Raw genomic sequence first — 18,340 nt, 5'->3', positions numbered from 1 at the left:
AATTAGGCATATTGCTATCAATGTCGCGAGACCGCGGCCTGTGCGCCTGCCCTTCGATTGTGGCGGCTCGCCCTGCGTGGTTTCACCCGAGAAAACACGCACGCAAGGGAGTCGGAGCCATGAAGAAAGTCGAGGCCATTATCAAACCGTTCAAACTGGACGAGGTGAAAGAGGCGTTGCAGGAGATTGGCGTTCAGGGATTGAGCGTTCTGGAGGTCAAGGGTTTTGGTCGCCAGAAAGGGCATACGGAGCTTTACCGCGGCGCCGAATATGTTGTCGACTTCCTGCCCAAGGTGAAAATCGAAGTTGTTCTGTCCGACGATCAGGTGGATGCGGCGATTGCGGCGATCATCGACGCGGCCAAGACGGACAAGATCGGCGACGGCAAGATTTTTGTCTCTGACGTCAGCCAAGCAATTCGCATCCGAACTGGTGAATCCGGCGAAGACGCGCTGTAAATCAAACTATCCAGATAGGGAAAGAGGGTCACACCCATGAGCAACAAGGACATGTTGAAAACCATCAAGGATGAAGACGTTGAATACGTCGATATCCGTTTTACGGATCCGCGCGGCAAGCTGCAGCACGTGACCGTGCTGTCGGATCAGGTCGACGAAGACTTCCTTGAAGAAGGCTTCATGTTCGACGGTTCCTCGATTGCCGGTTGGAAGTCGATCGATCAGTCCGACATGAAACTGATGCCAGATGCATCGTCCGCCTACATGGACCCGTTCTTTGCTGAAAAGACGCTGGCCGTGCATTGCTCGATCGTCGAGCCAGACACCGGCGAAGCGTATGACCGTGACCCGCGCGGCACCGCTCAGAAGGCCGAGGCTTATCTCAAGTCTTCCGGCATCGGCGATGTGGCCTACATGGGCCCCGAGGCTGAATTCTTCCTGTTCGACGATGTGCGCTATTCGGTCGGCATCAACAAGGTGTCCTATGAAGTCGATGCGATTGACGCGTCGTGGAACACGGACACGGACTACGAGATGGGCAACATGGGTCATCGCCCGGGCGTCAAGGGCGGTTACTTCCCGGTTCCGCCGATCGACGACGCGCAGGACATCCGTTCCGAGATGCTGTCGACGATGAAGCGCATGGGCATGAAGGTCGACAAGCACCACCACGAGGTTGCGTCCTGTCAGCACGAGCTTGGCATGATCTTCGGGTCCGTCACCGAGCAGGCCGACAACCTTCAGAAGTACAAGTATGTCATCCATCAGGTTGCGCACGCTTACGGCAAGTCGGCAACATTCATGCCAAAGCCGATTGCAGGCGACAACGGCACGGGCATGCACGTGAACATGTCCATCTTCAAAGACGGCAAGCCGCTCTTTGCGGGCGACAAGTACGCCGACATGTCCCAGGAAGCGCTTTACTACATCGGCGGTATCCTGAAGCACGCCAAAGCCCTGAACGCCTTCACCAACCCGTCGACGAACAGCTACAAGCGTCTGATCCCAGGCTTTGAAGCCCCTGTTCTGCGCGCCTACTCGGCCCGCAACCGATCGGGTTGCGTTCGTATTCCATGGGCTGAAAGCCCGAAGGCCAAGCGTGTCGAAGCCCGCTTCCCTGATCCGGCTGCGAACCCTTACCTTTGCTTTGCCGCCCTTCTCATGGCTGGCATCGACGGTATCAAGAACAAGATCGATCCGGGCGAAGCCATGGACAAGGACCTTTACGACCTGCCGCCAGAAGAGCTGGAAGGCATCCCAACGGTCTGCGCCAGCCTGCGTGAAGCCATGGAAGAGCTGGAAGCCGACATGGACTTCCTTCTGGCCGGTGACGTGTTCACCAAGAGCCAGATCGAAGGCTACATGGACCTCAAGTGGGAAGAGATCTACGCCTACGAGCACACGCCTCACCCGATCGAGTTCAAGATGTACTACAGCTGCTGATCGAAGCGCTTTGCAGAATTGGAAAGGGGCGTCCTGCGGGGCGCCCTTTTTCGTTAGGCCGGGTCAATCTGGCGTCTGGCGGGCCGAGGGTTGCGCCGGCGCGCGCAGTTCGCTTCAGTCGTGGCCACAGCAGGTCGCATGGGGCAATATGATTTCAGCCCTTGCGGCATGAGGCCATTCAAGGTCCAATTCCCATAGACGATTTGTGAAGGTGGGCGGACATCGACTGACCTTGCAAACGCAGGAAACCAGCGCGTGGAGGGATGGATGTTCGGCGAAATCAGTCTGAACCTGTCGCCATTCTCCATGTTTCTCAGCTTGGCCGCGGTTTTCCTGGCGGCACTGGTGCGGGGATATGCCGGCTTTGGGTTTTCGGCAATTGTCATGGTCTGCCTGGTCCCGGTCATGCCGGTTTCCCAAATTGTACCCATGTCGATCGCGCTTGAAATCGTAGCCTCCAGCGCACAGGCGCGGCGGATACTCCCCGACATTAACAGGCAATATCTCACAGTCCTGATTGTCGCCAGCCTCATCGGTACGCCGGTGGGTGTCTTGTTGCTTTCTCAGATGTCCGAAAGACCGCTGCAATTGCTGGTCTACGGGATCATATTCGCGTCCACGCTTGTCCTGCTTTTTTCGAAGCCAAAACCCGTGAGCTTCTCATACGCCACGTTTTTCCTTTCGGGGCTTGTGGCCGGAGCGGTCAACGGCGCGACTGCGCTGAGCGGGCTGGTGCTTGCGCTATTCTTCACGACGACAAATGTCTCGTCGACAACGATGCGGGCGACGATGATCGCCTACCTGTTCTTCACCGATATCATCACCGGAGGCTTCTTGCTGCTTGCCGACCGGTATGACGCGCAAACGATCCTGTACGTTGTCGCTGCCATCCCCGCCCTGCTGGCAGGTATCTTTCTGGGAACGCGCCAGTTCGCCAAAACCCCTTCCGAGACCTTCAAGACCCTGGTCATGTGGCTGCTCGTGATCTTCTGCATTTTGGGCATGATACGATTGCTTTGACGCCCGGATCGGCAGAACCCGGGTCACGCGGTCTATGCCATTGAATTATCATACTCTTTTCCCCGCGGCGGGCGTGGTAATATCCCCTTTCCCCGAGGCCGGCATGAGCCGACGACGCCGCCTTTCAGCCCTGCATCATCTGGCGGGACTGTTTACCGCATCAGGTCCTGGGTCTGGACGGACACGTCAACGCCGCGCGCGCGCATTCGATGCCAACGGTTATGGGCTTTTCAACGTGGTCGGCAATGTCTGGTAGTGAACCCCGAAGCCGTTCGCGGTGCGCTCGCAGAAAAAGCCGGTCAAGGCGCTGCACGCCGCCTAGCCGTGCTCAGGCCGCAAGCTCTCGTGGCACCTGGGCCAGAGCGGTTTCCAGCACCTCGACCCCTGCCCCTTCGGCGTGCACATCGGTTGACAAAATCCGGCGCCATGCCCGCGCGCCGGGTCGGCCCTGAAACAGACCCAGCATATGGCGCGTGATATTGTGCAGACGACCGCCGCTGGCGATGTGGGCCTCGATATAGGGGATCATGGCTTCTGCGGCATCGTGCGGCGTTTCACAGGGGTCGGACTGGCCGAAAATCCGCGAGTCCGCGCGCGAGAGTGTGTCCCAGGGCGTGTGATAGGCCGCGCGACCGATCATCACTCCGTCCAGCCCGCGCCCAAGGTGATCCTGCGCCTGCACCAACCCCTCAATCCCGCCGTTAATCGATATATGCAGGTCCGGGAACGCGGTTTTCATCGCGTGAACAAGTGCATAGTCCAAAGGCGGAATATCCCGGTTCTCCTTGGGGCTCAGGCCTTGCAGCCATGCCTTGCGCGCGTGGATGGCGACGCGGGTGACGCCAGCATCGCGGATGCGCGCCAGGAAATCGGGGAGCACCACTTCGGGCAACTGATCATCGACACCGATCCGACATTTGACTGTGACCGGAACATTCACGGCAGCGCGCATGGCGGTCGCACAAGACGCGACCAGATCGGGCGTTTTCATCAAAACCGCGCCGAAGGTGCCCGACTGCACCCGGTCCGAAGGGCAACCGACGTTAAGGTTGATCTCGTCATACCCCTCGCCCGCGCCAATACGCGCCGCCTCGGCCAGTTCGTCCGGATCAGACCCACCGAGCTGCAGCGCCACCGGGTGTTCGACTTCCGAATAATTCAGAAGATGCGTCGCCCCGCCCCGTACAAGCGCAGGCGCGGTGACCATTTCAGTATAAAGAAGTGAGTGGTGCGACAGCGTGCGGTGAAACACGCGGCAATGGCGGTCGGTCCAATCCATCATCGGCGCGACGGATAGTCTGGCATGTTGATTTATGTGCATTTTACGTCCGTTTCTTCAAACTTCTGCCCTTGGCCCTGTGCCGGAATGCACCCTCATATCGAGACGTTGCCCCTCTGCGGGCGATCAATAACCGAATTGTGCGAGGGAGGGAAACCGCATCAAAAGCGGTCCACGACAAAAAAGCACCCAAGGGTCCGCGATCGGTGCGCCCTAGCCTGACGCCTTGTCGGGCAGGATCTTGTTCGTCGCCGCAAGGTCGGCTTCGTCCCAGAGACCGATGTAAATGCCGTGCGGTTCCTGTCTTTTTGCTCGCAGGTCCATTTGCGCACCCGTCACGGTCGTGCGGGCGTGGTGCTGGCGGGCCCAGTGAAAATGAGCAGCATTCAGGCGTTGCAGATGGGCGGCGCAGGCAGGATCGGGCGCGCGGTCGGACAATTCGTCGGGGTCCGTTTCAAGATCATAGAGCAAGGGAGCAAACCCCTCGACATGCACCATTTTCCAGCGGCCATCGAAGATCATCGTAAGCCGCGCATCAGCCTGATCCAGACCCAGATCAAGCCGCGCCTGTCGGGTGGAATAGTCGTATTCCGAGACCGCAAACGCGCGCCAGTCCGTGGGTTTCCCGTGAAGAAGCGGTTGCAGCGAGCGCCCCTCGATGATGTGCGGTTTCGCCTCTCCGCCGAAGTACTGAAGGAAAGTTGGCACAAGGTCGATGCCTTCGACCAAAGCATCCGTCAGAGTGCCGCGCGTCGCTTCCGCCTCGGGGCGCGGGTCGTAGACGATCAGCGGAATACGGGCGGAACAGTCGTAAAAGAGATCCTTTTCGCCCAGCCAGTGATCGCCCATGTTGTCACCGTGATCCGAGCAGAACACGATCATCGTGTCCTCCATCCGGCCCGTGCTTTCGAGAAAATCGAAGAGCCGCCCCATCTCGTCATCAAGCTGCTTGATCAGCCCCATATAGGCCGGCGCGACCCGGTCGCGGACCTCGTCGCGGGAAAACGACTGACACACACGAGTATCGAGCCATGCTTTCATCAACGGATGATCCGTCTCGCGTTCGGCGTTGCTGCGCACGACGGGCGGCAGGTCACCCGGACCATACATGTCGTTGTAGGGCGCAGGGGCCAGATAAGGCCAATGGGGCTTGATATAGCTCAGGTGACACAGCCACGGCTGGTCGCCCTGGGCCTGGATGAATTCGATCCCGCGCGTGGTCAGCCAGGCCGTTTCCGAATGCTCGGCAGGCACGCGCGCAGGCAAATGCGAGTTCTTCAAAAGCCAGCCCGTCAGCAACTCACCATTCTCGCCTTCCGCCGAATTTGCCCATTCCTCCCACGGGTTGTCGCCGTCAAAGCCGTGGGCGCGCAGATAGGCATCATAGTCTTCGCCGTGGCGATGAGGGTAATCCGTGTGGTTGGTGCCGTCATCGCGCACGATGACCTCGAAACCGCACTCGCTGGCCAGCGCACCGATGGTGCTGTCGGGTTCGATCCCAAGACGGGCCATGCCCTCCTTGTCGGGCGTCATATGGGTCTTGCCGACCAGACTGCACTTCACCCCGATCTCGCGCAGATGGTCGCCAAGGGTCATCTCTCCGATTTTCAGCGCGACGTTGTTCCATGTCGAACCATGACTGCGCACATAACGGCCCGTGTAGAAACTCATCCTGGAAGGACCGCAAATCGGCGATTGAACGTAGGTCTTGTTGAAGCGCACCCCTTTGGCGGCAAGGCGATCAAGGTGCGGCGTATCGATGTGGCGCGCGCCGAAACAGCCGAGATAATCCCATCGCAATTGATCGGCCATGATCCAGAGGACGTTCTTGCCCATGCGCTTGTCGCTCCTCGCTTCACCCTTGGTGGCCTTCACCATAGGCGCGGCGACTTCGGGCACAAGCCGCTCTTTCAGAGAGGCGTCGCCAGTTTGGCACGGGCCTGTGCATCAAGGTCGGCGCTGAGGATATCAAACGATACCCCGGACATAATCGCTTGCTTCACAAGCATTTTTTGCGACCGAGGCGCCAGGCCTCCAACCGGCGGGTCGCTGTCGAGGTTGGTCGGGAAGGAATACCCTTCAGCTGCGGAGGACAGAACGATATCCAGCATTGTTTCCGTGATCTCTCCGGTTTGCCAACCGCGTGACAGGACCGGGAACAAGGATTTGCACATGGCCGTGCGGTCGATGGATTCCATCGCGCGACCGAACGGTGACGAGATTTGCAGCAAGTTCACCATACGCTCGACATCGCGGGTCGTGTTGGCCCCTGCCGCGTGAAAAAGCGCCGGGCTGAAGAAGATGGCGTCGCCTTTGTCGAGCGGCAATTGAACGTGGTTCTCCTCGAAGTGCGCGCGGAAGTCCTCGCGTCGCCAGGCGGCGTATCCCGGTCGATAGGTCTGCGAGAAGGGCAGAAGTTTCGTCGGCCCGCTTTCGACCGAAATGTCCACATGCGCGATGCCGCCCTGAAGTGTCATCAAGGGCGAAAGATCATGCACATGCGCCGGATAGGTGGCGCTGACGTCGGCGGTCTGAAATCCAAGATGATAATCACGATGCGCCTGTTGCGGCTGCCCGCCCGGATGGACCAGGTTCACCTGTGCCGTCATCTGGTAATTTGGTCCAAGCCACGCCTCACAGGCTGCATCAATGGCGGGACTGGCGTGATAGTCGACAAAAACGTCCGGCGCGGCCTCGCAGAGCTTTTGCAGCGCATTCCAGATGCGGTCGTTTGAACCGGTGGCGGCGAAGTGGTCCGCCCCGCCGCCGGATTTTGATTTCTCGGCCGCGATGATCTTGTTGAAAACCGCCGTCGCCGCGTCGATCGAGGCAAGGTTGGTGCAGGCAGCCTTCAGCACGAAGACCCCTGCCCCGCGATGCAGAATCTCGGCCCATTCGGCCATCAGAAACCGGCGCTGATCCTTGTCTCGCAGCATGTCGCCCAAGACCGCGCAGTCATAGACCGGCACGTTCTTCGGCGCGCCCATGGCGTTCGGAATGTCCGTCGGATCAACGTTGCGCGCGGTGATCGCCTTGAACTCGCTCAGGTTGCAGGCGTCGGCTGAGTAATATCCGTACATCGTCAATCCACGTCCCGCTGGGCGATCCAGTCATGCGCAGGATCGTTTTCAAACCGCCATTTCCGCAAAGGGCCAGCCATCACGTTCAGATAGTACAACTCATAGCCATAGGGCGCCGCACAGGGGTGATGACCTTTCGGCACAAGCACGACATCGCCATCCTTGACGGCCATCGTCTCATCGAGAGAACCGTCCTCGGTATAAACCCGCTGCACGCCAAAACCCTGCGCGGGGTTCAGGCGGTGGTAATAGGTTTCTTCAAGATAGGTCATGCGCGGAAAGTCATCTTCATCATGACGATGGCTTGGATAAGACGACCAGTTGCCAGATGGCGTGAAAACCTCGGTGACCAAAAGACTGCCTGCCACGTCCCTGCCCTCCATTGCGATGTTGTTGATGAAACGCTGGTTCTGGCCCTTGCCGCGCGGCGTCAACTCGATGCCTTCGGGGCCGAGGCGTTGCACCGGATAGTCGCCTTGGGCAGGTGCTGTACAAACCGCCAGAACACAGGCGGTGGTCGCCTTCGCCGTCCAGTCGGTGCCACCGGGCGCATAGACGCAATGCGGCGCGGTCTTTTCAAACACTGACATACGGTCCCCGATTTCACCGAAGACTGCATCCCCGACCGAAAGGTCCAGTTTGCCTTCCACCACAACAAGGATGGCTTCAAGGTCCCGCGTCGACCCTGAAGCAACATCCCCGGGAGAAAGGTGGTGAAGCGCGAAGCCGACATAGCCCCAGCCCGCGCTTTCGGGTGTGATGTTGTGGACCAAGCCCGTGGTCCCCAACGGTTTTCGCAACAATGATGTCATACGGTGCCGCCAAGCGATCCTTCCAGCGTGGCCATTTCCTGACCGCCCGCCATCATGTCCTGCAACTCGTCCGGGCTGATCTCGCCGCGCACGGCCGTGCCCAGCGTCTGGCCCCGGTTCAATACTGTAAAGCGGTCGCCCACGGCCATCGCGTGCCGTACGTTGTGGGTGATAAAGACCACCGCCACGCCCTGCTTTCGAACCTTGTCGACCGTCGCCAGCACGTTCGACGTTTGCCGTACGCCCAAAGCCGATGTCGGCTCGTCCAGAATGAGAACCTTGGCACCGAAATAGACGGCGCGACTGATCGCAACGGTCTGACGTTCGCCGCCCGACAGGGTGCCGACCGCCTGATCCGGCCCGCGCAGGTTGATGCCCATCTTGCGCATCTCGTCCATCGTCACCTGATCCGCTTTCGTTTGATCCAGAAAGTTGATGCCCGCGATCTTTTTCACCGGCTCGTTGCCCATGAAAAAGTTCCGTGCAACGCTCATCAGCGGGATCATCGCAAGGTGTTGGTGCACCGTGGCGATGCCTGCATCCATCGCATCGCGCGGCGTCTCGAAATCCATCGGCCTGCCCTCGAAGATGATCTCGCCCTTGGTGGGTTTGTGCACGCCCGACATGGTTTTGATAAAGGTCGATTTCCCCGCGCCGTTGTCGCCCAGAAGACAGTGACATTCGCCGGGAAACACATCCAGAGACACCCCCGCCAGCGCGATTACCGCGCCAAAGTGCTTTTCGATGTTCTTCATCTGAATGATCGGAGTTTTGGATTGATCGGCCATCTTAACGCTCCCCCGTAATCATGCGTCGGATGTAGGTGTTCAGGATAACCGCGCCGAGCAGAATAAGTCCGAGGAACACCCGGAACAGCGAGCTTTCGACGCCCGCAAAGAACAGACCTTGCTGCACGACGCCGAAAATCAGTGCGCCAAGCGCGGCCCCCAGAACCGAACCATAGCCACCGGTCAGCAATGCGCCTCCGATGACCACCGCAATGATCGCCTCGAATTCCTTCAAGAGCCCCCGGTCGGCCCCAGCCGAGCCGAATTCCATAACCTGGCAGGTTGCGAAAACCGTGGCGCAAAAGGCGGTGAACATGAACATCAGAATCTTCACACGGTTCACCGGAACGCCCGAGTTGCGGGCCGCCTCCGAGTCGCCCCCGGCCGCAAAAATCCAGTTGCCGAACCGTGTCTTTGTCAAAAGGACGTGTCCGAAAACGATCAGCGCGATAGCCCAGATGATCATCATGGGAATGCCGTCAACAACCGGCTCGCCCATCCGCGAACCACGCTCAAAGGTTGCAATCACCCCGGCATTGCCCAGCATTTCGAAAAGGCCGCCACCGATCTTGCCGCCGAATATTGCGCCAAGCCAGTCGCCTTCGGCCGCGTCGCGGATGCCACCGATAATGGTCTTGTTTTCAAGCGTTTGAGGAATATAGATCGTGAAACCGCGGAGGATGAACAGAAACGCCAGTGTCACAATGAAGCTTGGCAGCCCTGTTTTGACGACGATATAGCCATTCACCGCACCGATCGCGATGCAGATCGCAAATGTGATGATGATGGTGATCCACATCGGCCAGCCCAGCACCACCCCGAACACCGCGATCATCATGCCCGCAAAGCCGATCATCGAACCGACCGACAGATCGAACTCTCCCGCGATCATCAACAGACATGCGCCCACGGCAATAATCATGAACTGCGCCGAAACGATCGACCAGTTCATCACGCCCTGACTGTTGAACATGCCGCTGTCAAAAGCAAACAGAAGGAAGAAAACAAATACTGCAATTGTGCCAACCATGCCGCCCAACTCGGGTCGGATCAGCGAACGTCTGAAAGAGGACATCTCCTTGACGCGCTCGTCCGTATCGGGGGCGTCGGTTTTGGATGCATCTGTCATCTCGACCGCTCCTTTCAATCAAAAGGCAGGAGAAAAAGGCGACCCCCCTTCAAGGGGATCGCCGGTCAAGTCAGGTCGCCTTAGCGGTATTCGCCAGCGAACTCTTCGACTTTGGTCAGGCCGTTCGCAGTGACGAAGCCCGGACCCGAGTTGATGTTGTTGCCAGGAAGAACACCATAGCGGTCCCAGTTGGTCAGAATCACAACAGGCATATAGGCCTGAAGGAAGGGCTGCTGGTCGATACCCCAAGCAATTGTGCCGTCCTTGATACCGTTAACGATCTCTTCGCCAAGGTCGAATGTACCGAAGTGAATGTCACCGGCCATACCGTTTTCCTGCAAAGCCGCAATCGTCGGATCTGCGGAAACCGGACCCAGCGTCAGAATGCCGTCCACGTCAGGGTTGGCCGACAGATACGCCAGAACCTTGTTCTTGATTTCCGCCGGGTCGGTCCCGGAATCCATCATCGAATTGCCAAGCTCGACGCCAAGCCCGTCGGCATATCCACGGCATCGTTCACCCACTGTGGGCTGCTGGATCGCGTGGTTCACACAAAGGAAATTGGTCACGCCTTCGCCTTTTGCGCGAATACCGGCCGCAAGACCTGCATCATACTCGGGCTGACCAACATACATCAGCGCGCCAACTTCGCGCGCCTGCTCGGGCGTGCCGGTGTTCATGATGATGACGTCGATGCCTTGATCCACTGCGGCACGGATCGGTCCGGCAAGCACGTCAAAGTCAGCAAGCGTCGTGATGATGCCATCGGGCGCCGAGGCTGCAGCCTGTTCGATGATGCGCGCCATATCCGCAATGTCGCCGGTCGGCGGATTGCGATATTCAACTTCTACGCCCATCTGTTCGCCGGCAAGTGCGATGCCGTTCTTGATGGTGTTCCACCAGCTGTCGCTGTCTGGCGCGTGGCTGACCAGCACATACTTCAATTCGCTGTGGCCTGCCGCCGTCGCGGCGACGGGCGCGGTCAGAACCGCCGCGCCTATCACGAGCGATGTTATAAGATTTTTCATGATGTCCTCCCAGAACGTTCAGTATTTATTTGGCGAAGTGAATAAACCTCCTCGCAAGCCTAGAGAAACACAGGGGCGAAAAAAATGCAACCGGTTGCAAAAAGAACGTCCGCGCTTTTATATTGAGTCCATCGAGCAGTCAGAATGCAAAGGGTGCCATGCCGGTCACATTGAAAGACGTCGCGCAAAAAGCGGGGGTCTCGCGCTCTGCGGTGTCGCGCACTTTTACCGAAGGCGCTTCGGTTTCCGCCAAGACACGGCGAAAGGTCGAAAGGGCCGCCGCCGAGTTGGGTTACAGCCCGAATGCGCTGGCCTCGTCACTGACGACGGGGCGTACCAAGCTGATCGGTCTTGTCTCGAACAACTTTCATAACCCGTTCTTCTTGCAGGTTTTCGATCTGTTCACCCGGCTTCTGCAGGAACGCGGTTTGCGGCCGCTTCTGGTCAATCTGACGGACCAGACCGACCCCGAAGCAACGCTGCAGCTTCTGCGCCAATATTCGGTGGACGGGGTGATCGTCGCCTCGTCGACGCTGTCGCCCGAATTCGCGCTGGCCTTTCAGGAAGCCCGCGTGCCTGTCGTGCATTCCTTTGGTCGAATCGCTGCCAGTCCGCGCGTGAATGTGGTCGGAATCGACAATGTCGAATGCGGTCGCATGGCCGCCCGCACCCTGGTGGCGCGGGGTTACAAACGCATCGGTTTCCTGGGTGGTCCCCGCGAGGCGACCTCGACGATCGACCGCCGCAAGGGCTTCAACGAGGTTCTGACCGTAGCGCCCGGCATCAAGCTGACCGAGTCGTTCGCCACCGCTTATTCCTTCGAAGCCGGTCGCGCCGAGATGCTCGACCTGCTGAAAAAAGACCACGCCGAGGCCTACTTCTGTGGCGATGATGTTCTGTCCATCGGCGCGCTCAGCGCCGTCGCCGACAATGGCCTCAAAGTGCCGGAAGACATCGGCATCATCGGCCTGAATGACATGGATATGGCCCGTTGGGAGAACATCAACCTCACCACTATTCGCCAGCCGATCCATCAGATCATCGACAGCTCTGTCGAGCTGGTCGTCGCGATGTTCGACAAGCCCGAGCGCACGCCCGAAGGTCGCTTTTTTGCCTGCGTGATCGTCGAACGGGGGACGCTACGCCCCTTGAAATCCTAACGGAACATCGGCGGGCGCGCGTCTACCCAGGCACCGTCTTTTGAAGCTGAATCCACGGCCGCGAAAACCGCAGCCATCGAACGCAAACCGTCTTCGGCTGTCGGCAGGTTGCCTTTGCCTTCACCGCGGATTTTGGCCGCCAGATCCACGTAGATGTTGGCAACCGCCAAAGGGAACCCCTCGGGATGCGCGATGGCCACCCGGCTCATGCGTTGCGCGTCTTCCGACAATCCGGCCTCGCCCTTTTCGATGATCTCGGTGCGCGCGCCCAGCCGGTTGTAGATGATCTGGTTGGGTTGCTCAGACGCCCACCGCATGCCGCCCTTTTCACCGTAGATGGCAATGTCCAACCCATGCTGTCGACCAAGTGCGATGGTCGAGGTCCAAAGCCGTCCGACGGTGCCTTTCATTGTGCGAAAGTTCACCATCGCATCATCTTCCAGAACGCGCCCCTTCACGGTCGAGGCAAAGTCCGCAGACAGCTTTTCGACCTCGTCCCCGGTGATAAAGCTCGCCATATGTAGGGCGTGAATTCCGCAATCAGCCATCTGCCCCGAGACACCCGCCTGCGCCGGATCATACCGCCAGCGCACCCGCGGATTGTCCGCGTCGTCCCCCGCCGCATGGTGCCCGTGGCTGAAGTTCGCAACCACCGTCCGGATCGCCCCCAACTCGCCGGCGGCGACCATCGCCTTCATCTGACGAACCATCGGATAGGCCGAGTAACAATAGTTAACAGCGCAGGTCTTTCCGCTCGCTTTCGCGACCCGCACGATCTCTTCGCCCTCTTCCACGGTCATTGTCATCGGCTTTTCGCAAAGCACATGAAAACCGGCTTCCAGAAAGGATTTGGTGATCTCGAAATGGGTGTTGTTCGGCGTTGCAACGGTCACAAGGTCCACCTTGTCGTCGCGACCTCGCTCGCCCGCCAGCATCTCTTTCCAGTCACCATACGCACGGTCGGCGGCAATACCCAGCGACTGTGCATAGGCTCTCCCTTTCGCCGCATCGACATCTAACGCACCGGCTTCAAACGAAAAAAGGCCATCGGCTTGCGATCCCAAGCGATGCGCCGGGCCAATCTGACTGCCTTCACCGCCGCCGATCATTCCCCATTTCAACTTTGTCACGTCCGGGCTCCTTCAGGTAAAGCCGATTGATTGCAGATAAGCGCGGTTTGCCTTGGCATCACCAAGCGCGTCGGTGTCGGGAAGCGTGGGATCACAGTCCTGCTCGACGGTGCACCAGCCTTCAAATCCGTTCTCGATCAGTATGTCGCGCACACGAGGAAAGTTAACATCACCGTCCCCAAGATTGCAGAAAATACCCTGCCCGCAGGCATCATAGAACCCCGTCCCGTTGGCAATGACGTCCGCCTTTACGACCGGATCGATGTCCTTGAAATGCATGTAACTGATCCGGTCGATGTGGCGCTCCATGAAGGCCACGGGGTCAAAACCGGCATAGGAATGGTGCCCGGTATCGAAGCAAATCTTCAGGATTTTTTCATCGACCTCATCCAGAAGGCGTTCCAACTCGGGCTCGAAATCCATGAAACCCGCCGCATGCGCATGGATCCCGACGGTCAGGCCGAATTCCTCGGCACCCATCTTTGCGACCTGCTGAATGCGGCCACGAAAGGCGGTCCACTCGGCCTTGTCCATCTGTTCGGCGGCATCCGCTCGGCCGGCTGTTGGCGCGCGTCGCGGCGAAATTGAGTCGATCAAGACGAGATGTTCGGCGCCATGCGCCTTAAGAGCCTTGCAGGTTCTGACCGAGGCATCCAGCACATCGCCCCATGCGCTCGGGTCGTGGAAAGGGCGAAAAACGACACCACCAATCAGCTCAAGATCGAACTCGGAAAGCGCCTCGCCCAGGTGTGCGGGATCCTCCGGCATGAAACCGACAGGCCCCAATTCGATACCCTTATATCCCGCTTGCGCGTTCTCACGCAGCACATCCCGCCACGCCGGATTGCGGGGATCATCCGCAAATTCAACGCCCCATGAACACGGCGCATTTCCAATTCTGATCGTCACAGGCGGGTCTCCTTCAGTCACCCTGAACCGGGGTCCAGACCCCGGCGGAATTTGATGTGCGCGCAGCCTCTACCACTTGCGAAACGGCCAATCCATCCGCAAACGTCGGCCACCGGTTTTGATCATCCGCGATGGCTTCCAGAAAGTCCCGCGCTTCGATAATGATCTGATCCTGATAGCCCGTTCCATGCCCTGGCCCCTGGCAAAAGGGGGCGTAATCCGGGTGTGCGGGACCGGTCAAGATCTTGCGAAATCCACGCTCGGCCTCCGGCCCTTCCGCCTTGTAGAGCCAAAGCGCGTTCTGGTCTTCCTGATCAAATCGAATCGCGCCCTTGGTGCCCGTGACCTCGTAGGCATAGCCCATTTTTCGCCCCGTCCCGACGCGGCTGAAAAACATGTGCCCCATTGCGCCACTGTCGAACCGACACATCATTTGCGCATGATCATCGTTGGTCACCGGCTCTCCACCGCGAGACTTATGCACAGTTTCAATCTGCGCCATGACAGAAGATATCGGACCGATCAGAGCAAGTGCGGCATTGATCATATGCGGCGCCAGATCGCCCATTGTGCCGTTTGAGTCCCCCTTCGTGCGCCACGACGCGGGTGTGTCTGCATCCGCCAGAAAATCCTCGGTGTGCTCGCCGCGAAACCAGGTCACATCTCCGATGACGCGGTCAGAAATCAGCTTGCGCGCATACTGGGAAGCAGGTGTTCTGATGTAATTGAAGCCGACCATATTGATGCATTTTCGCGCAGCCGCGCTTGCGGTCATGGCGCGCGCGTCTTCAATAGACGCTCCAAGCGGTTTTTCGCAAAACACGGGCTTGCCAAGTGAAAAGGCCAGCTCGGCAGCCGCGCGATGGGTCGCTTGCGGCGCGGCAATGACCACGGCTTCGACCCTTGGATCTCTGACCAATTGCGCCCAGTCGTCGGCTGCGCGCGCGAACCCGAACTCGGCGCAATAGCGGTCCGCCGACGCCCTGGTCGAGGCTGCCACCATCTCAAGTCTGGGTCGAAGTCGCGTGTTGAAAACCGCACCAACCGCCGAATAGGCAACGGCATGCGCCTTGCCCATGTAGCCGCCGCCGATGATACCCACGCCAATTTCCGTCACGCCCTACCCCCGAAAAACCATTGCAACCGGTTGCAACACGGGTATCTTCTAACGCACAAGAGCGTCAAGCACCTTGGTGCAGGATTGACCGGAATTCGAACTCTCGGGAAGGACCCACCGATGAGCGACCAGACAGTGCGACTTACGACCGCGCAGGCGATAATTCGCTATTTGAACGCGCAATTCATTGAAATTGATGGCGAACGGCTGCGCGTGTGCGGCGGCGGCTTTGGCATTTTCGGCCATGGCAATGTGACCTGCCTCGGCGAGGCCCTTTATGACCATCGCGAAACGCTCCCGCTTTACCGGGGACAAAACGAACAGGGCATGGGATTCGCGGCTGCCGCGTACGCAAAATATCATTTGCGCCGTCGCTTCATGTTCTGCACCGCGTCAGCGGGTCCGGGAACGGCCAATCTGCTAACGGCGGCCGCTTTGGCGCACGCCAACCGTTTACCATTGTTAATGCTCTGCGGAGACACTTTTCTGACGCGCCTGCCTGACCCGGTCCTTCAGCAGATCGAGCACTTCGGGAACCCCGCTTTGGGTCTTAACGACGGCTTCCAAGCGGTCAGCCGGTATTGGGATCGGATCACCCACCCCGCCCAAGTCATTCAGTCCCTGCCCGCCGCGCTGGCGACTCTGCTGGACCCGGCTGACTGTGGGCCTGCATTCGTTGGATTGCCGCAAGACGTACAGGGCTGGGCCTACGACTATCCTCTGTCTTTCTTTGAAGAAAAAACTCATCGTATTCGCAGAGTTAGCCCGGATGAGGACGAAGTGGCCGATGCCGCGAGGCTGCTGAAATCAGCCGCTCGTCCGATCATGATTGCAGGTGGCGGCGTGCAATATTCGGGAGCAGTGGCCGAGATGACGGCTTTTGCCGAGAAGCACCAGATACCCGTGATCGAAACCATCGCGGGACGCGCGAACATGGTGAACGATCATGCCTTGAATATAGGCCCCGTGGGTGTCACCGGATCAGACAGCGCCAACGCGGTGGCCGAGTCGGCAGACGTCATCTTATCGGTCGGATGCCGCCTTCAGGACTTCACGACAGGGTCCTGGACGGCCTTTTCCAAGGACGCAAAATTAATCTCTCTTAACGCCGCACGCCATGATGCGGGCAAGCACAAATCTCTCCCGGTCGTCGGGGACGCGAAACTCGGGCTAAAGGCGCTCGACGCCGCGCTTTCTGATTATCGCGCGCCTGCAAGCTGGACCGACTTCGCCAAGGCCGAGCGCGTCAAATGGAACGCCTATGTCGCCGAGAATGTGCGCCCCGGAAACCGCCCCAATTCCTATGCGCAGGTAATCGGAGCGGTGAACGCGCTTTGTGACAAGCGCGACCGCGTTGTGGCCGCAGCCGGCGGGCTTCCTGCGGAAGTCACCGCCAACTGGCGCACGCTTGATGTGGGCACGGTGGACGTTGAATTCGGATTTTCTTGCATGGGATACGAGATCGCCGGCGGATGGGGCGCGCGCATTGCCCAAAGCGAGAAAGAGCCAGATGCGGACACCATCGTCTTTACCGGCGACGGCTCGTACATGCTGATGAACTCGGACATCTATTCCTCTGTTTTATCAAAGAAAAAGCTGATCGTACTGGTGCTGGACAATGGCGGATTCGCGGTCATCAACAAGCTTCAGAACAACACCGGAAACGAAAGCTTCAACAACTTGTTGTCCGACGCTCCGACCATTCCGGAGGCGTTTTCGGTTGACTACGTGGCCCATGCCGCGGCCATGGGCGCGCATGCCGTCTTCGCCGACTCGCCCGATCAATTGGCCGAAGCCTTCAAAGCCGCGAAGGCATCTGACAAGACCTCGGTCATCGTAATGAACGTGGACGCCTACGAAGGCTGGACGACCGAAGGCCACACCTGGTGGGAGGTCGGCACGCCCCATGTGACGGACAATCCGAAAGTTCGCGAAGCACATCTTGAATGGGAAGCAAGCCGTTCGAAGCAGCGCAGGGGCGTATGATGGACGTTCTTTCGGGCATCAAAAAGAATGCGTTCGTCGTCGTGGGCCGCGTCGGTATCGATTTCTCGCCGGAACCTGCCGGAACGGGGATAGAAACCGCCGAGACCATGATGGTCGCGATGGGCGGAAGCTCGGCAAATATCGCGGCGGGATTGGTGAAATTCGGCTCGAAAGCGGCGCTTGTGACCCGTGTGTCGGACGATGCTATCGGTCGGTACTGTGTCAACCAACTGAAACATTACGGCGTCGACGCGACCCACGTCAAACCGATCGCAGGCGAGTTCCGCAACTCACTTGCGGTCTATGAGACGCGTGTCGAAAACCACAATTCCGTCATCTACAGAAACGGTGCCGCAGACTTTCAGATGAGCGTCGAAGACGTGGAAGCCATTGATTACACTGAATTTGGTGCGCTCATCACCGCTGGCACCGTCTTTGCCGCCGAGCCTTCGCGCACGGCCGCATTCCGCGCGTTCGAACTTGCCAAAGCCGCCGGACTGCCCGTGATCTTCGACGTGGACTATCGCCCCTACAGTTGGCCATCCCCGCAAGTCGCAGAGAAAGTCCTGTCCCGGGCGGGAGCCATGGCAGACGTCATTGTCGCCAACGACGAAGAGTTCGGCTTCATGGCAGGCGGCATCGAAAAAGGGTTGACCAAGGCGCGTGAACTGGCCAACTCGACTGCCGCGATCGTGGTCTATAAGATGGGGCACCTCGGTGCGGTAACCTTTGTTAACGGTACCGAGACGCCAAGCGGTATTTACCCGGTAAAGGCCTTGAAGCCGACAGGTGCCGGTGACAGTTTCATGGCCGGTTTCATCGCTTCGCTGGCGGCGGGCCGCGACATACACGACGCGGTCATGCGCGGGTCGGCCTGTGCGGCGATCGTGGTTGCGAAACCCGGTTGCGCGCCCGCGATGCCGACCGAACCCGAACTTGAGGCATTTCTTGCCGCGCACCCCGGCCCCACAGCGCCGGGACCACTTTGAAAGGACTTTACC

At 59.0% G+C, this 18,340-nt stretch carries 17 protein-coding genes; 7 read left to right on the top strand and 10 right to left on the bottom strand.

Annotation, left to right across the window (positions count from 1 at the left end; translation table 11 throughout):
- Window positions 1–119: 119 nt before the first annotated feature.
- The 4 genes from BOA8489_RS09985 to BOA8489_RS20430 all read left to right on the top strand — a co-directional run bounded on the left by BOA8489_RS09985 (window position 120) and on the right by BOA8489_RS20430 (window position 3,177).
- Window positions 120–458, top strand: coding sequence for a P-II family nitrogen regulator (locus BOA8489_RS09985; protein ID WP_093973882.1), 339 nt, complete (start codon window positions 120–122; stop codon window positions 456–458).
- A 36-nt stretch (window positions 459–494) separates the two neighbouring features.
- Complete coding sequence (gene glnA, locus BOA8489_RS09980) at window positions 495–1,901, top strand: type I glutamate--ammonia ligase (protein WP_093973881.1); 1,407 nt, start codon at window positions 495–497, stop codon at window positions 1,899–1,901.
- A 267-nt stretch (window positions 1,902–2,168) separates the two neighbouring features.
- Window positions 2,169–2,921, top strand: a complete 753-nt coding sequence (locus BOA8489_RS09975; protein ID WP_093973880.1) for a sulfite exporter TauE/SafE family protein — start codon at window positions 2,169–2,171, stop codon at window positions 2,919–2,921.
- A 103-nt stretch (window positions 2,922–3,024) separates the two neighbouring features.
- Window positions 3,025–3,177, top strand: a complete 153-nt coding sequence (locus BOA8489_RS20430) for a hypothetical protein (RefSeq protein ID WP_176440264.1) — start codon at window positions 3,025–3,027, stop codon at window positions 3,175–3,177.
- Between the two features lie 72 nt (window positions 3,178–3,249).
- Here BOA8489_RS20430 and dusA read toward each other — a convergent pair whose 3' ends face one another.
- The 7 genes from dusA to BOA8489_RS09935 all read right to left on the bottom strand — a co-directional run bounded on the left by dusA (window position 3,250) and on the right by BOA8489_RS09935 (window position 11,037).
- Entirely contained in the window at window positions 3,250–4,242 is a 993-nt protein-coding gene (dusA, locus tag BOA8489_RS09965; RefSeq protein WP_093973878.1) for a tRNA dihydrouridine(20/20a) synthase DusA, read from the bottom strand.
- Between the two features lie 171 nt (window positions 4,243–4,413).
- Window positions 4,414–6,099: an alkaline phosphatase family protein gene (locus BOA8489_RS09960; protein ID WP_306345757.1), complete on the bottom strand. Its 1,686-nt coding sequence runs from the start codon at window positions 6,097–6,099 to the stop codon at window positions 4,414–4,416.
- 11 nt (window positions 6,100–6,110) lie between these two features.
- Window positions 6,111–7,280 carry a phytanoyl-CoA dioxygenase family protein gene (locus tag BOA8489_RS09955; RefSeq protein ID WP_093973877.1) on the bottom strand — a complete coding sequence of 390 codons (1,170 nt, stop codon included), beginning with the start codon at window positions 7,278–7,280 and terminating at the stop codon, window positions 6,111–6,113.
- Window positions 7,281–7,282: 2 nt separating this feature from the next.
- Complete coding sequence (gene iolB, locus BOA8489_RS09950) at window positions 7,283–8,092, bottom strand: 5-deoxy-glucuronate isomerase (protein ID WP_093973876.1); 810 nt, start codon at window positions 8,090–8,092, stop codon at window positions 7,283–7,285.
- Window positions 8,089–8,880, bottom strand: coding sequence for an ATP-binding cassette domain-containing protein (locus BOA8489_RS09945; protein WP_093973875.1), 792 nt, complete (start codon window positions 8,878–8,880; stop codon window positions 8,089–8,091). The genes iolB and BOA8489_RS09945 overlap by 4 nt, the downstream gene beginning before the upstream one ends.
- 1 nt (window position 8,881) lies before the next feature.
- The gene (locus BOA8489_RS09940; RefSeq protein ID WP_093973874.1) at window positions 8,882–10,009 is read right to left on the bottom strand and encodes an ABC transporter permease; all 1,128 of its coding nucleotides are present in this window, start codon (window positions 10,007–10,009) and stop codon (window positions 8,882–8,884) included.
- A gap of 80 nt (window positions 10,010–10,089) precedes the next feature.
- A complete protein-coding gene (locus BOA8489_RS09935) occupies window positions 10,090–11,037 on the bottom strand; it encodes a sugar ABC transporter substrate-binding protein (RefSeq protein ID WP_093973873.1) in 948 nt (315 codons plus the stop codon).
- Window positions 11,038–11,195: 158 nt separating this feature from the next.
- Here BOA8489_RS09935 and BOA8489_RS09930 point away from each other — a divergent pair, with 158 nt between their 5' ends.
- A complete protein-coding gene (locus tag BOA8489_RS09930; RefSeq protein ID WP_093973872.1) occupies window positions 11,196–12,197 on the top strand; it encodes a LacI family DNA-binding transcriptional regulator in 1,002 nt (333 codons plus the stop codon).
- On the opposite strand, the gene BOA8489_RS09925 is transcribed toward BOA8489_RS09930, so the two are convergent.
- Genes BOA8489_RS09925 through BOA8489_RS09915 form a run of 3 tightly spaced genes read right to left on the bottom strand, consistent with a single transcriptional unit; the run spans window position 12,194 to window position 15,353 of the window.
- Window positions 12,194–13,327, bottom strand: coding sequence for a Gfo/Idh/MocA family protein (locus BOA8489_RS09925; RefSeq protein WP_093973871.1), 1,134 nt, complete (start codon window positions 13,325–13,327; stop codon window positions 12,194–12,196). The two genes, BOA8489_RS09930 and BOA8489_RS09925, sit on opposite strands and share 4 nt — an antisense overlap.
- 12 nt (window positions 13,328–13,339) lie before the next feature.
- Window positions 13,340–14,236, bottom strand: coding sequence for a TIM barrel protein (locus tag BOA8489_RS09920; RefSeq protein WP_093974013.1), 897 nt, complete (start codon window positions 14,234–14,236; stop codon window positions 13,340–13,342).
- Window positions 14,237–14,249: 13 nt separating this feature from the next.
- The gene (locus BOA8489_RS09915; RefSeq protein ID WP_093973870.1) at window positions 14,250–15,353 is read right to left on the bottom strand and encodes a Gfo/Idh/MocA family protein; all 1,104 of its coding nucleotides are present in this window, start codon (window positions 15,351–15,353) and stop codon (window positions 14,250–14,252) included.
- A gap of 120 nt (window positions 15,354–15,473) precedes the next feature.
- Here BOA8489_RS09915 and iolD point away from each other — a divergent pair, with 120 nt between their 5' ends.
- Window positions 15,474–17,339 carry a 3D-(3,5/4)-trihydroxycyclohexane-1,2-dione acylhydrolase (decyclizing) gene (iolD, locus tag BOA8489_RS09910; RefSeq protein ID WP_093973869.1) on the top strand — a complete coding sequence of 622 codons (1,866 nt, stop codon included), beginning with the start codon at window positions 15,474–15,476 and terminating at the stop codon, window positions 17,337–17,339.
- On the top strand, window positions 17,339–18,328 hold the full coding sequence (gene iolC, locus BOA8489_RS09905) for a 5-dehydro-2-deoxygluconokinase (protein WP_093974012.1): 990 nt from the start codon (window positions 17,339–17,341) through the stop codon (window positions 18,326–18,328). The genes iolD and iolC overlap by 1 nt, the downstream gene beginning before the upstream one ends.
- Window positions 18,329–18,340 lie beyond the last annotated feature (12 nt).

It is taken from the genome of Boseongicola aestuarii (assembly GCF_900184815.1).
Lineage (GTDB): Bacteria > Pseudomonadota > Alphaproteobacteria > Rhodobacterales > Rhodobacteraceae > Boseongicola > Boseongicola aestuarii.
This window is presented reverse-complemented; position numbering and strand designations above follow the sequence as displayed.

Excerpts from the sequence above, each read along its gene's own strand:
- BOA8489_RS09985 (WP_093973882.1), top strand. The coding sequence starts at position 120 with ATGAAGAAAGTCGAGGCCATTATCAAACCGTTCAAACTGGACGAGGTG.
- glnA (WP_093973881.1), top strand. The coding sequence starts at position 495 with ATGAGCAACAAGGACATGTTGAAAACCATCAAGGATGAAGACGTTGAA.
- BOA8489_RS09975 (WP_093973880.1), top strand. The coding sequence starts at position 2,169 with ATGTTCGGCGAAATCAGTCTGAACCTGTCGCCATTCTCCATGTTTCTC.
- BOA8489_RS20430 (WP_176440264.1), top strand. The coding sequence starts at position 3,025 with ATGAGCCGACGACGCCGCCTTTCAGCCCTGCATCATCTGGCGGGACTG.
- dusA (WP_093973878.1), bottom strand. The coding sequence starts at position 4,242 with ATGCACATAAATCAACATGCCAGACTATCCGTCGCGCCGATGATGGAT.
- BOA8489_RS09955 (WP_093973877.1), bottom strand. The coding sequence starts at position 7,280 with ATGTACGGATATTACTCAGCCGACGCCTGCAACCTGAGCGAGTTCAAG.
- iolB (WP_093973876.1), bottom strand. The coding sequence starts at position 8,092 with ATGACATCATTGTTGCGAAAACCGTTGGGGACCACGGGCTTGGTCCAC.
- BOA8489_RS09945 (WP_093973875.1), bottom strand. The coding sequence starts at position 8,880 with ATGGCCGATCAATCCAAAACTCCGATCATTCAGATGAAGAACATCGAA.
- BOA8489_RS09940 (WP_093973874.1), bottom strand. The coding sequence starts at position 10,009 with ATGACAGATGCATCCAAAACCGACGCCCCCGATACGGACGAGCGCGTC.
- BOA8489_RS09935 (WP_093973873.1), bottom strand. The coding sequence starts at position 11,037 with ATGAAAAATCTTATAACATCGCTCGTGATAGGCGCGGCGGTTCTGACC.
- BOA8489_RS09930 (WP_093973872.1), top strand. The coding sequence starts at position 11,196 with ATGCCGGTCACATTGAAAGACGTCGCGCAAAAAGCGGGGGTCTCGCGC.
- iolD (WP_093973869.1), top strand. The coding sequence starts at position 15,474 with ATGAGCGACCAGACAGTGCGACTTACGACCGCGCAGGCGATAATTCGC.
- iolC (WP_093974012.1), top strand. The coding sequence starts at position 17,339 with ATGGACGTTCTTTCGGGCATCAAAAAGAATGCGTTCGTCGTCGTGGGC.